The organism is Bremerella cremea, assembly GCF_039541315.1.
GTDB classification, from domain to species: Bacteria; Planctomycetota; Planctomycetia; order Pirellulales; family Pirellulaceae; genus Bremerella; species Bremerella cremea.
Map to the genome: position 1 here is coordinate 2,825,864 of NZ_BAABFZ010000003.1, position 13,479 is coordinate 2,839,342.

Genomic DNA, 13,479 nt, shown 5'->3' on the forward strand with positions numbered 1-13,479 from the left:
CTGCGGGGCAGATGATTCCCTAAAGGCAGGCAGAAAAGATTCTTCGTCACTTTTAGATTGACGTTAGTTTCATTTTTTTCTTACACTCGACGGTCCCTGCCGGTCTCCTTCCTTTGGAGGCATCATCCCTCTCACCACTGTTGATGGGAAACCAGACCTATGCGGCTGCGAACTCGTCGTCACCGGACGTATTTGTCGAGTGTTGTCCTTTTGCTGATCGCCCCGACGCTGCTCTGTGCGGCCGACGCGATCGACACGAAGCAATTGCCAGGCATTCTGCTCGATAACACCGCTGCTGAATTGATGGGGCCATGGCAACCATCGATTCACACCAAGCCTTACATTGGCGAAGGCTACATCCATAGTGGTGTCCCAGGTCGAGATGAAGCGAGCGTACCGAAGACGCTCACCTTCCGCCACAAACTGCCCAAGTCGGGGAAGTATGGTGTCTACTTGGCGTACAACGCGAACAGCAATCGCGCCGCAGCCGCTCCGATCGAGATCCATCACGCCGGGGGCGATGCCAGCTTAAAGCTGAACCAGCGGGAAGCTCCCAAAGGTCCGGCACTGTTTCAGTCGTTGGGGCAGTTCGACTTCAATGCCGACGAAGAAGCGGTAATCGCGATTTCGGACAAAGATGCGAAAGGGATCGTCATCGTCGATGCCGTTCTCTTTGTTCCTCAAAATGAAATTGCCAAGCTCGACGCGGTTGCCAAGAAACTGGCCGAAGCGAAACCAGAGGCAAAGCAAAAGCCAACGAAAAAGAAAGCCGCCGAAGAAAAGGTGGCCCAGGTCGCCCCCGCTTTCGCCCGTCATCCGCGGACCGATGTGCAATTACTGACGCCAGAATCGCTCGATCAGTTGATCGCGGAAGAAGCCCACATCACCGACGCCACCGACCTGATCGATGACGAAACCTTCTTACGCCGTGTGACGATCGACGTTATCGGCCGCATCCCCACCGAACAAGAACGGGCCGATTTCCTCGCCGATACCAATCCTGCCAAGCGAGCGTTGATGATCGACCGCTTGCTCGACAGCCAAGAGTTCGGCGCCAACTGGGCGACCTATTGGAGCGACGTCTTCAGTTATCGAATCCCGCAGCCAGAGCTGACGTATCTCGACTATCAGGTCTTTCAGGATTGGCTTGCTCAGCAGTTGAACGAAGGAACCGGCTGGGACGAAGTGACCTACCGCATCCTGACCGCTACCGGCAAAGTAGGTGACAACCCGCCAGCGTTCTTTGTTGGCTTCCATCAGGCAAGCACTAGCCGGCTGGCTGGCGAAACGACGCGTATCTTCCTGGGAACGCAGATTCAATGTGCCGAGTGTCACGATCATCCATTCGTTGATATCCCCCAAGAGCGGTTTCATCAAATGGCAGCCTTCTTTGTGCGGACCAATGCCAAGCTGCCTTGGAACGACAGCAGCCAAATCGAAGTGGGCAGCAAAGAAAAAGGTGAGCATAAGATGCCTGACACGAACCAGGCGATGATGCCAGCGGTCTTCTCGGGCGATGCCATGTCGGAAGGTGCCAGCGATCTCGACCGCCGCGTGCTGCTGGCCAACTGGGTCATTCAGCCTGAAAACGCCTTGTTCGCCAAAGCCTATGCCAACCGCATTTGGGAACGCCTGATGGATCAGCCTTTCTGCGATCCGATTGACGAAATCACCGAAGAAGCAGGCTTCCCGAGCCTTCCTTCGGTTCACGATGCCGTCGCGGCGCACTTCATCGCCAGCGAGTACGACGCCAAACCGTTGATGCGCGTCATCTTAAATACCAAAGCCTACCAACGTCAGTTGGATGCGAAGGACGAATTGGCTGGTCAGTTGACTTCCGCCGAGCTGCGGAAGATGCGTGGCGACGTGGTATTCAATAGCCTGGTCACGGCGGTCGAACTTCCGAACGTCGAAGGAACGCCCATGAAGCCGACCGCTGAAATGCGATTCCCACCACCACCCAAGAGCACGCAAGACCTGGTGAACGAGGTCTTCGGCTACGATCCTTCCCTGGGCCGTGCATTCCGCCCGCAGACGATGCAACAGGCCATGTTCCTGATGAACAATCGTCAGCTTCAAAACCAGGTGAAAGCAGGCGATGACCAGCAGACCAAGCTGGCCCGCATGCTGAAAGAAACGCCTGACGATCGCCAGGCCATCCAGCGACTCTACGTCAATGTGCTGGGACGAGCTCCGCAAGAGAAGGAACTGGAGATCGCCTACGACTACGTTCAAGAAGTCGAGTCGCGCGGCGAAGCGTTTGAAGACCTGCTCTGGGCGTTGTTGAACACCGCCGAGTTCACTACCCGCAACTAATATCCGAGGAAGCTTCCATGATTCGCCCCTTTTGGAATTTAGTGGCAGGTCGCGACCATGTTTCGCATCGGCGTGGGTTCCTTAAGCAGTTGATGACTGCCTCCGCCGCAGGCGCCATGACCTTGTCGTGGCGCGACATGCTGGTGGCTCAAGCGGACGAACTGCGAAAGACCGGCAAGGCGATGATCTTGCTATGGATGGATGGCGGTCCCAGCCAGTTTGAAACGTTCAATCCCAAGATCGGATCGAAGTATCAAGGACCAGCCAAGGCGATTCCGACCTCGTTGCCAGGCGTGCACATCGCCGAGTATTTGCCCGAAACGGCGAAGATGATGCACAAGATCGCCTTGATCCGCTCGATGAAAAGCAGCGAGCGCGATCACTTCCGGGCAATCAAGCTGGTGCGAAGCGGCTACCCCATCAATCCTTCGATCCAGTATCCAACGTGGGGCAGCGTGGTTGCCCGCGATCGCTTCGATCCGACGTACGACCTGCCTGCGTTTGTGCGGATTGGCAAGCCACGGATCAAGACGCGTGACGTGAACAGCGGTGTGCTTGGTCCCCGCTACGAGTCGTTCAAGATCGATCAGGCTGGTACGCTGCCAGAAGATGTCTTGACCACCGTTCCCGAAGAACGCCTGCGTCGTCGACTTGATCTATCGGCCCGGCTCGATGCTCAGTTCGCCTCCAGCGGCGGGGCGAAACGCGTGCTTGAGAAGCAAGAGATCTATCAGCAGACCCAGCGGTTCGTGCTGAGCCCCAAACTCGAAGCCTTCCGTTTGGATAAAGAACCTGAAAGCCTGCGCGAAGCGTACGGCAAGACCGACTTCGGCCAGGGCTGTTTGCTGGCTCGCCGTCTGGTCGAAACTGGCGTCAGCTTCGTCGAAGTATTCAGCACCGGTAACGTCAGCGATCAAGGCTGGGACACACACAAAAAGGGCTGGGACGAAAATCCGAAGCTGGCCGAAGGGATCGACCGCGGTTACGCGACCCTGCTACGCGATCTCGATCAACGAGGCATGCTCGATAACACGCTGGTTGTCTGGATGGGCGAGTTTGGCCGCACGCCGAAGTTCAAGCCTGATGGCGGCCGCGAGCATTACTCTGATGGTTGGATTACCTGTCTTTCCGGTGGCGGCGTGAACATGGGCCAGGTCATTGGAGCGACCGATGACGAAGGTGTCTCGGTCTCCGATCGTCCGGTCGAAGTTCAAGACCTGTTCCGGAGCTTCTGCCATGTGCTGGGGATGAATCCTCACGACGAATATGTCACCGACCTCGATCAACCGTTGCAACTGGTCAAAGGTGGCGAACTGATTCACGAACTGTTCTAAGCGAACGGCCACTTCGCATCATCGCGATTCCTGCCTGAACTTCCTTCCTTGCTACCCACCGGTGTTTTATGCTGCGCGCGAATCTTTGCTTCGCGGTTCTTTTGGCGTTTAGTTTTCCATCTGTTTCAACTGCGGACGAGCCCTCTGATTTGACGAATGCCACAGCGGAAGAGGCTCGCCAGGTCGAGCTGGCCGCATTGCGTCAGGTCGCTGACCTCGCCCTGCTGCCGCCGACGTTGAATACAAAGCCAGGGCCAGAGTATCACGTCAAGAATGCGGACTACGGCATGACGATCGGCATCGAGAGAAGCCCGAAGGGGCGTTTGTTCGCCGCTTGGATCGGGGGCGAAGATGGGCCGAGTGCTTATATGCTGCTCGCCAAGAGCGACGACGACGGGCATACCTGGAGCGAGCCGGTCCTGGTGATCGATAGTCGGGCGAAGCACCTGCCGCTGCCTCGCAGTGTGATCGTGGGTAACCTGTGGACCGATCCCCAGGGACGCCTTTGGCTCTTCTTCGACCAGACGATGAATCACTTCGACGGACGAGGCGGACTCTGGGTTACCCGCTGCGACAATCCCGACGCCGACCAACTTGTTTGGAGCGAACCGAAACGCATCTGGCACGGCTCGATGCTGAACAAGCCGATCGTTCATTCCAACGGCGAATGGATTTTGTTCGCCCAGCTTCTGCAGAATCGCGGGCTGGGCCCCTACGGCGTGGGCGTGTTTCCGGAACTCGATCCGCTGCGAGGGGGCAACATTCTAGTCTCGAAAGATCAGGGCGAAACCTGGACGCGACGAGGTGCCGTGCAATTTCCGCAGCCAGACTGGATCGAGCATCGTGCACTGGAACGCAAAGATGGCTCGCTCTGGATGTTGGCCCGAACACGTCGCGGCGCGATGTTAACGACCTCCAACGATGTCGGAGCGACCTGGTCCGAGCCAGTCTTCCCGCCGCAGATCAAGCACCCGGCCGCGCGGTTCCATCTGCGTGAGTTGGCCTCCGGCAAGTGGCTGCTGGTTAAGCATGGCAAGCAGATCGACCAGAACGAAGGCCGCAGCCAATTGACCGCCTGGCTATCGGACGACGAAGGCAAGACGTGGCGTGGTGGTCTGATGTTGGACGAACGCAAAGGCGTGTCGTACCCCGACGGATTCCAGGCCCCGGATGGTTCGATCTACATTTCGTACGACTGGCAGCGAAGCAAAAAGGGGCACGTCCTCTTCGCCAAGTTCACCGAAGAAGACATCCTGGCCGGCAAACTAGTCAGCGAAGGCTCCCGCCTGCAGCAGCCGATCCTGAAACCAGGAAAGTTGAACGAGGACTAACAAGTTGACGATATGGGTGCCATGGCCACGGCCTTGCGTGGCCATGCCTACTCACGGTTCGTCAACTCCGCAGATATTCCGATCGGATATCGTCATCAGAATTCGAGAGTACGGGGACTTCGGATCGATCAATTGAGATCGGCGTATCAATCCCCGACTGCCATGCAGCGAAACTGGACCACGGCCAATCCGTTGCATGTTCAACCAGTCCGCGGCGGACCGGGTTTTGATGGACGTAACGAATCTTTTCGTGGACATCTCTCGCCGACCGTAGGTTGCGGTCGTACCCAGGCCCTCGCTGCCAGAAGCGAAAACATCGTTTCCCACTGGGCTGCAAGTCTTCTATCTGTGGCAAGAAACTTGGGGCATTCACTTTAAGCCAGAGTAATGCTCGTTTTGCAACGGATTGCTTGATAGTTGAAAGAATCGAAGAGACTTTGACATCACTGTGCGGTAACACAATTAAATGGACATGCTCGGGCATGATGACAAAGGCCCAGAGGTCAAATCGATTTCTTTCTCGACTCAGATTGACCGCATCTACAAAATACTGCCGCGTTCGATCGCGAGTAAGGAGAGGCAATCGTCGATAGCATGAGAAGGTCAGGAAATGGGCTTCTCCCTCAGCTTCAAAGCGTTGAATCGTTTTGCGATGAACAGTTGCCATACGTGAAGTATGTCGCTTCCAGATAGATTGAGCAACAAACTTTTGATCAAGACATGGCCACGCAAAGCCGTGACCATGGCACCCCAACTATCGCAAGCTTTGTTCGTCGCTGAATCCGGTGAAACCTTGCAGGCAGATCGTGTCGCCGAAGGTTCGTAGAGTGGTGCTTTGAAGCTGGAGGGCGTCTTCCATGTTCGTCAGGCCGTGGCCGCCGATGGGGCTGATGGCGTCGCTTCCGCCTGCGATCTTGGTGGCGACGAACGCGACGACTTCGTCAATTTGACGCTGATCCCACAGCAAGCCGAGCAGTTGGCTTCCCCCTTCGACCAATAAGTTCGTCATGCCACGCTCGCCAAGTTGTTGCAGAAGAGATTCGGCTCTGGCTGCGTGGTCCGTTCCTTCGCAAATGATCAGATCGCAGCCTGCGTGCCGTAAGCGTTCCAGTCGCTCTGGCCGGGCCGTCGACGAAACAGCCACGATCACCGGAGCCTGATCGAGGGTGGCGATCAGTTGGCTCGACTCGCTCAGCGATGCCTGGCTATCGAAAACAATCCGCGCTGCGGTGCGAGATCCTGGGGGACGCGTTGTAAGCAGTGGATCGTCGAGACGGGCCGTTGTGCTGCCGACCATGATGCCGTCGCAGTAGCCGCGAATGCGATGCACTTCCGCGCGGGCCTCGGGGCTGCTAATCCATTTGCTGCTGCCGTTGGCGGTTGCCAGTTTGCCGTCGAGTGTCATCGCCCACTTTGCGATGACCCACGGCTTGCCCGTTTTCTGGCGTTTGCGATAAGCGGCATTTAACTGCTTCGCTTCGTCACCACAAACACCCACCACCACTTCCATTCCTGCATCACGCAAGATCTTGATGCCGCCGCCTTGAACGCGTGGGAAAGGATCTTGCTGAGCGATCACGACCCTTGCCGGTCGAGCCTTCAGCAAGGCGTCGGTGCATGGGGGCGTTTTGCCGTGATGGCAACATGGTTCGAGGGTGACATAGAAAGTGCTTCCCTCCAGCGACGCGTCGCCGCAGTTGGCGATCGCGTTGACTTCTGCATGAGGTTGGCCGAATTGCTGATGATAGCCTTCACCAACAATCGTTCCGTTTTGCACGATGACGCAGCCAACCATTGGGTTGGGCTCGACATGCCCCAGCCCTTGGCGGGCGAGCTCGAGTGCTCGCCCCATGTAGTGTGCGTCGTCGGCAATGGCCATGGCTTAGTCCATTCCTGGCAGCCAGAGGCCCGACTTCTTTTCTTCGCCACCACCGGCTGGTGGAGCTTGCGGCGAAGGAGCTGCTGGTGGGGCAGCCGGAGCATCAGGCGTCCACAAACCGCCAGCCGCTTCCGGTGGAGGGCCACCCGCAGGCGGACCGCCAGCAGGCATGCCGCCCGCCATTCGGCCATCGGGAGTGATCAAACCGAATCGCTGCAGCACGCCGAAAAGTGCCTGGGCCGTTTGAGGTTCCTGGGCATGCTTCGACATCAGCGTTTGCATCAACTGCTGAGCTTCCATCATTTCGCGACGTTCGAATCGCATCGACAGCTCGGCAACCATCCACAGACCTGGCGATTGACCCTGTGCGATCGCTTCTGCCTGGGCCTTTTGCAGGTAATCCAAGGCTTCGTCGCTTTCGGTCGCGGTGCGAGCCAGCTCGCCATATAGCTGAGCTCGATCGATCTGATCCTTCAGCGATTCGCGGTTGAGCAGTTCGTGGGCGAAGTGCTCGACAGCCTTATTCAGCCCGCGAATGACGCTGCGACCGTAGGCCTGAACCAGGTCTTGATCGGAAAGTTGAGCCGCAGGCACGCGGTGCAGTCGCGTGATCGGCAGCGAAACGACATCCAGACCTTCCAGTGGCAATGGGCCGCCACCTGGCAGGTTGAGCTTTTCACGCAGCTTGCCGAAGTCGAACTTCCACTTCTCTTGCTGGCCGACCATTTCCAGCGTCAGCACTTCGGCTGCCAGCGGCAAACGGAGATCGGCATCCTTGGAAGCTTCCAGTGGCGACTTGCCATTGAGGGTCTTTAGCGGGAAGTTGACCCACTGTTCGAGGATGATTTCGCTTCGCTTCTCGGCCATCAAACGGCTGCGAGTCTCCGGCTTGATATCGTCCGGCAGCCGCCACTGCCAGTTCATCAGGTCTTGCAGGGCGAAGATGCGGCCTTGAACGTGTTCTTCAACGGTTGGCTCGATCGTATCGCCACAGATCTCTTTCAGCAGTTCGATCGCCTGATCGAAACGAGGACCCTTGGCCGAAGTGAATTCAACGCGTGCGGCGCGATCGGTCTCTTTACCGAAGACCAGCACTTCGCCCAGGACGCTCGAAATCGTGTCGAGGGTAAGGTCGGCGTCGGAGGCGGTACGGGCCTTGTCGAGCAACAGGTAAGCGGCACGTGGCGGTGGTGTGTCTTCGGTGCCAAGTTGCGAAAGGTCGATCGGCAGGTGTTCGGCCCGTTCCTCGACACGCAGCTTTTCGAGCAGTTGTTCCATTTCTTTAATCGGCATCGATGCGTTGACGACGTCGATCTGCTCTTCTTCCTGATCGGTCAGGGCCTTGGCGAGTGCTTCCGCTTCCGTGGCGGCCTCGAAATCGGCACGCTGCTCGGCAACGGCATAGGTGTGCAGCGTCTTGGCGGCGGTGTCGTCCTGGCCGAGGCTGAACTGCAGGCTGGCGATGTTTTCGAGAATTGCCGGATTGCGAGGTGCCCCAGCGCGAAGCTCTTCAAACTGGGCCAGACCGCGACGCCACAAACCTTGGGCGGCATCTTGCAGGGCCTTGTTGAATTCTTCCTTGCGAGGGAAGTCGGCGGGGCATTCGGCCAGCGACAGATCTTGCTTCAGGAAGATCGGAATTTCAGGAGCGTGATTCAGACGCATCAGCATCTGCATCGGCATGTTGTCGTCTTCAGGAGCCAGGTTCGACTGCAGCGTGAAGTGGCTGCGGGCACCGAGCACCTTGCCGGTCATCAGCAGCATCTGGCCGACGGCGCCGAAGGCATCGTACAGCGAAGGGTGCAGACGTTCTTCGGTCTTTTCGAGCGACGTTTGCAGCTCGTCGATGGCTGAATCGCCCTTGCCCAAAGCGGCTTCCAGCGTGGCCTTCAAGGCGTGGGCGGCGGGATTGTCTGGGTGATGTTCCAGGAACAAGTTGACCGCGGCTTCCGCGTGCTGTTCGTCCGACAGCTGCAGGTTCAGCACCGCGTTGTAGTACAGTGGAACCGAGTGGTTCGGGTACTTTTCCAGAAGCTTGCGAACGAATTCGAGACAGGCCACCCGCTGCTCTCCCTGGAGCATCCGTTCGATCTTCTCGATATCGGCGATCATGTCCGGGCAATAGAACTTGATCTTCTTGTTCGTGCCGCAAGGGGGATAGGAATAAGCGTCGATAGTCATGCCGACTTCCGTTCGTGAGAATATTGAATTGGCTTGCGAGGGGTCTTCGCGAGACACCCTGTCTGGCGGAGTGTGTCCGTGGGAAACTCGGATGGTAACAAATCTAAGGCCCGCTGACGAGAAGCTTTATGGCTGCCGGGGCCCCATCGGAAGGAGGTTCGTGCCCTCTATTTGTCGCATGGGATTCCGTTCGATTAAACTAGGTTTTCTCAGAAATTTCCTTCCTGAGCCCCCCTCCTTGCGTCCCGTCTTACGAGCAAACTCCATGCGAAGCCTTCTGATCCTGTTTCTGCTGGCCAGTCCAACCCTGGCGGACTTTCCCCAGCCCCACAACTCGGAACGCGACCAAGACGCCCAGCCGATGCCCCCAGACCAGGCGGCGGCCAGCTTCGAGGCGCCGGAAGGTTTTCAGGCGGAAGTGGTCTTCGCCGAACCCGACGTCCAAAATCCGATCGCGATGACCTGGGATGCTCAGGGACGTTTGTGGATCGCAGAGAACTATACGTACGATCAGCCCAGCATGAAGTTCGACCGCAGTTTGCGGGATCGGGTGCTTTTCTTCGAAGATACTAACGGCGACGGCAAACTCGACAAGCGAAACGTGTTTGTCGACGACGTTCAGCTGCTGACCAGTGTCGAAGTCGGCCTGGGTGGCGTCTGGCTGATGTGTCCGCCGAATGTCTTGTTCGTGCCTGACGCCGATCACGATGGCAAGCCTGATGGTCCGGCCGAAGTCGTTTTGGATGGGTTCACGGTCGCGAAAGACAACTATCACAACTTCGCCAACGGTCTTCGATTCGGTCCCGATGGCTGGCTTTACGGTCGCTGTGGACACTCGTGCCCTGGGCTGATCGGTGTGCCTGGAACGCCTGACGAGCAGCGGCATCATCTGGAAGGGGGCATGTGGAGGTACGATCCTCGGACAAAGCATGTCGAAGTGCTGACCTGCGGCACAACCAATCCCTGGGGACACGACTGGGACGAGTTCGGCGAACTGTTCTTTATCAACACGGTGAATGGCCATCTCTGGCACACCATCCCAGGGGCCCACTTCAAGCAGTCATTCACTTTGGACCCCAATCCGCACACGTACGAACTGATTGATCACCACGCCGACCATTGGCACTTCGATACGACCGGTCGCTGGCAAGACTCACGCGACGGGGCAGCCGACAAGTTTGGCGGCGGGCATGCCCATGTGGGGATGATGATCTATCAGGGAAACAACTGGCCGGAAGCGTATCGCGGCAACTTGTTCACCTTCAACATGCATGGCTACCGGGCCAATCAAGAGATCCTCGAGCGCGAGGGAAGCGGGTACGTCGGTAAGCATGGCAAAGACATTTTAAAAAGCGGCGATCCTTTTTTCCGGGGGATGGATCTGAGCACCGCCCCTGACGGAAGCGTCTACATCATCGACTGGAGCGACACCGGCGAATGCCACGACCATACCGGCGTGCATCGCACCAGCGGCCGGATCTATCGCGTTTCGTACGACAAAGCGAGTCGCTTTCAGCGGCCACCTTCCGGCGAGACCTATTTCCTGAATCCCATGGTGCAGCAGCTAGAAAACAATTGGGCCCCGCGCATGGCTCGGCTGGTTCTGCAGGAACAAGCGATGGCCGGTAACGACATGACGCCGCTGGCCGACTTATTGAAGTCGATGGTCGAGCAGACCACGCCGGACCAGGCCATGACGTCCGATGCCAAGCATGCTCGCAATCGGCTGCGGTATCTCTGGACGCTGAACGCCATCGGAGCGGCCGATCCGAAACTGCTGACATCGCTGCTGGAGAACGAGAACGAACACATCCGGGTTTGGGCCTTGCGATTGCTGACCGACCAGTGGCCGCTCGATGGGATTCACGGCCCTGTCCCTGGAAACGAAAAAGAATCCGCAAAGGTCGAAGCCGAAGCGAAGGCTTTGTTGCCAAAGCTCGTTGAAATGGCCAAGAGCGATCCATCGGGATTGGTGCTGCTGACGTTGACTTCGACCATGCATCGCCTGCCAATCGAGATGCGAACGGCGGTCGCGGTCGAATTGGTTAAGCATCCCCAGTACGCCGAAGATCACAATTTGCCACTGATGACCTGGTATGGTCTCATTCCAGTGGCAGAGCAGAAGCCAGAGCAGCTGGTGGAAGTGGTCGCCGCTTCAACCTGGCCAACGACCACGAAGCTGATTACGCGGCGGTTGACCGAAGAAATTGAAACGCATCCTGCGGCCATCAATGCCGTTGTCGCCCAGACGGCGAAGTTCGAGCCTGCCAAGGCGGATGCTGTTTTGGCGGGTATGAGCGAAGCACTCCGAGGCTGGTCGAAGGCTCGCAAGCCCGATGCCTGGGACGCGTCTTCAACCGAGCTCGCCAAGATCGACAACCCTGAGATCTCGCAGAAACTCCGCGAACTAGGGGCCGTGTTTGGCGACGGCCGGGCCCTCGACGAATTGCGGGCTTTGGCCATGAACAACGAGGCCGATACGCAGATTCGCTGCTCGGCACTGGCTTCGCTCATCGAAGCAAAGCCGGACGACTTGCGAAAGATTTGTGAGAAGTTGATCACCACCCCCAGCGTGAATGTGGTCGCTGCCCGAGGGATGGCATTATTCAACGATCCCGCCGCCGCCGAGCTGTTGGTGAAGAACTATCGTCGTTTCCGCGAGCCGCAACGGCCTGAGGTGTTGGCGATTCTGTTGTCACGATCCAGCTTCGCGAATGTCCTGCTGGATGCCTTGGCAAAGGGGCAAGTCCGCAAATCGGACGTGACGGCGTTCCATGTTCGTCAACTGCGAAACCTGGGTGACGATACGCTCTCGAAGCGTGTGAATGACGTCTGGGGCGAAGTTCGCGAGTCGAGCGAAGAAAAGCAGAAGGCGATGGCCTACTGGAAAGGTCGCCTCACGGAAGATGTCTTGGCCGGCGCCGACATGAGCAAGGGACGTGTCGTCTTCAGCGGCTTGTGTGCGAAGTGTCATCGCCTGTACGGCGATGGTAGTAACATCGGTCCTGACCTGACCGGCAGCAATCGCAGCAACCTCGACTATTTGCTGCAAAACATCATCGACCCGAGTGCGGTTGTCAGTGCCGACTACCGGATGACCGTGGTACAGATGGACGATGGCCGCGTGCTGAGTGGGATCGTGGCGGAAGAAACTGACCGGACGCTTACGCTGCAAACACCCACCGATCGCGTGACGGTCGAAAAGGAAGGGATCGAAGCGCAGAAGAAGACAAGTCTTTCGCCGATGCCCGATCTGCAGCTTGGTGCCGAGCCGAATCAGGAAGGTGGTTTGCTGACCGACGAGCAGTTCATCGATCTGATTTCCTACCTGCGAAACCCGGCCCAGGTCCCTCTGCCGGAAGGGGAATAGGCAAGCTGCTAGCGTCGCGAGAAACCTCGCTTGCGGCAGCTTGACGCTTTTCCTACTATCCAGCCGCCAAGTGCTACGCGCGCTTGGCGACGGCCTGCTTTTCCCACATCGAAGATTGCTTCTGGCATGGATGCTCGAAGGACAACCACACTGCTTCTGATGGCGTTGCTATTCGCCGGGGGCTGTCGTGCGCTTTGGGAACCAGAAGAACTCGGCGCTCCGAGTGAACTGCCAAGCCGGCCGCTATCGGAAGACACCGTGATGCTCGACATCGCACGGGTCTCTCTCACCAGTCTCGACGAGACCAAATGCCAGAGCATTTGGGAAGAGATCGACGAGCAAGCTTTGCCCCTCGATAAACGTCGCGAGCTGATGGCCAACGGGTTCCGAGTTGGAATCATCGATTTCCATCTGCCGGCTCCCATTCGCGAGATCATCGGCAGCAAAGAAGATGGCAACAAAGGTCTCAACGGCGAGCAGATGGTGCGTGTCGATGGGGATGAAAAGGTCGCCATCAATCGTCGCCGGTTCCCGCGAGGCAAACGCATTGAATATGTCATGGTGCCGACGCAGTCCGAGTTGTCGCTATTGGAAACGGTCGATGGGACGTTGCGGGGTCAGACCTATTACGATGCCGAATCGAAGTTCGTGCTGAAGGGTTACCCTCAGAATGATGGCCGCGTCCAGGTGGTAGTTACGCCTGAGATTCATCACGGCCAGCCGAAGAAGCATGTCGAAGCAGGCGATGGCATGTTCCGCATCGAGACACGCAAGGAATCGAAGGTCCTCGAGCAGATCGAGTTCTCGGCCATCCTCGAGCCGGGGCAGACCCTCATCATCAGTGGGACCACCGAGGCGAAGGGCCTGGGGAAGAGCTTCTTCGAACGTGAAAACGGCGGCAAAACGCGACGTCAGATCATGTTGCTTCGCCTGGCGGGCACCCAATTCGACGATCTTTTCCAGAGTCGCGATACTGTCAAGGAAAATTTCCCCCTTAACGAAGACTCTACGGACGGTGATATTCCCTCGCACTTTGACGAGTCTACAGGGGATTGACCCCACGCCGCA

At 57.7% G+C, this 13,479-nt stretch carries 8 protein-coding genes; 5 read left to right on the forward strand and 3 right to left on the reverse strand.

What is annotated here, in order from left to right:
* Nucleotides 1-159 precede the first annotated feature (159 nt).
* The 3 genes from ABD890_RS13825 to ABD890_RS13835 all read left to right on the forward strand — a co-directional run bounded on the left by ABD890_RS13825 (nucleotide 160) and on the right by ABD890_RS13835 (nucleotide 4,981).
* Nucleotides 160-2,316 (forward strand): DUF1549 domain-containing protein, encoded by a 2,157-nt coding sequence (locus tag ABD890_RS13825; protein WP_345090324.1) that lies wholly within the window; start codon nucleotides 160-162, stop codon nucleotides 2,314-2,316.
* Between the two features lie 17 nt (nucleotides 2,317-2,333).
* Nucleotides 2,334-3,650 carry a DUF1501 domain-containing protein gene (locus ABD890_RS13830; protein ID WP_345090327.1) on the forward strand — a complete coding sequence of 439 codons (1,317 nt, stop codon included), beginning with the start codon at nucleotides 2,334-2,336 and terminating at the stop codon, nucleotides 3,648-3,650.
* Nucleotides 3,651-3,799: 149 nt separating this feature from the next.
* The gene (locus tag ABD890_RS13835) at nucleotides 3,800-4,981 is read left to right on the forward strand and encodes a sialidase family protein (RefSeq protein ID WP_345090330.1); all 1,182 of its coding nucleotides are present in this window, start codon (nucleotides 3,800-3,802) and stop codon (nucleotides 4,979-4,981) included.
* 61 nt (nucleotides 4,982-5,042) lie between these two features.
* Here the strand turns inward: ABD890_RS13835 and ABD890_RS25520 are convergent, their stop codons facing one another.
* The 3 genes from ABD890_RS25520 to ABD890_RS13845 all read right to left on the reverse strand — a co-directional run bounded on the left by ABD890_RS25520 (nucleotide 5,043) and on the right by ABD890_RS13845 (nucleotide 9,041).
* The gene (locus ABD890_RS25520; RefSeq protein WP_373355548.1) at nucleotides 5,043-5,648 is read right to left on the reverse strand and encodes an REP-associated tyrosine transposase; all 606 of its coding nucleotides are present in this window, start codon (nucleotides 5,646-5,648) and stop codon (nucleotides 5,043-5,045) included.
* 87 nt (nucleotides 5,649-5,735) lie between these two features.
* On the reverse strand, nucleotides 5,736-6,860 hold the full coding sequence (ribD, locus tag ABD890_RS13840; RefSeq protein ID WP_345090333.1) for a bifunctional diaminohydroxyphosphoribosylaminopyrimidine deaminase/5-amino-6-(5-phosphoribosylamino)uracil reductase RibD: 1,125 nt from the start codon (nucleotides 6,858-6,860) through the stop codon (nucleotides 5,736-5,738).
* Nucleotides 6,861-6,863: 3 nt separating this feature from the next.
* Nucleotides 6,864-9,041, reverse strand: coding sequence for a tetratricopeptide repeat protein (locus ABD890_RS13845; protein WP_345090336.1), 2,178 nt, complete (start codon nucleotides 9,039-9,041; stop codon nucleotides 6,864-6,866).
* A gap of 265 nt (nucleotides 9,042-9,306) precedes the next feature.
* On the opposite strand from ABD890_RS13845, the gene ABD890_RS13850 reads away from it, so the two are divergent.
* Together ABD890_RS13850 and ABD890_RS13855 are read left to right on the forward strand one after the other, a co-directional pair.
* Nucleotides 9,307-12,411 carry a PVC-type heme-binding CxxCH protein gene (locus ABD890_RS13850; RefSeq protein ID WP_345090339.1) on the forward strand — a complete coding sequence of 1,035 codons (3,105 nt, stop codon included), beginning with the start codon at nucleotides 9,307-9,309 and terminating at the stop codon, nucleotides 12,409-12,411.
* A gap of 126 nt (nucleotides 12,412-12,537) precedes the next feature.
* Entirely contained in the window at nucleotides 12,538-13,467 is a 930-nt protein-coding gene (locus ABD890_RS13855; protein WP_345090342.1) for a hypothetical protein, read from the forward strand.
* Nucleotides 13,468-13,479: the final 12 nt, after the last annotated feature.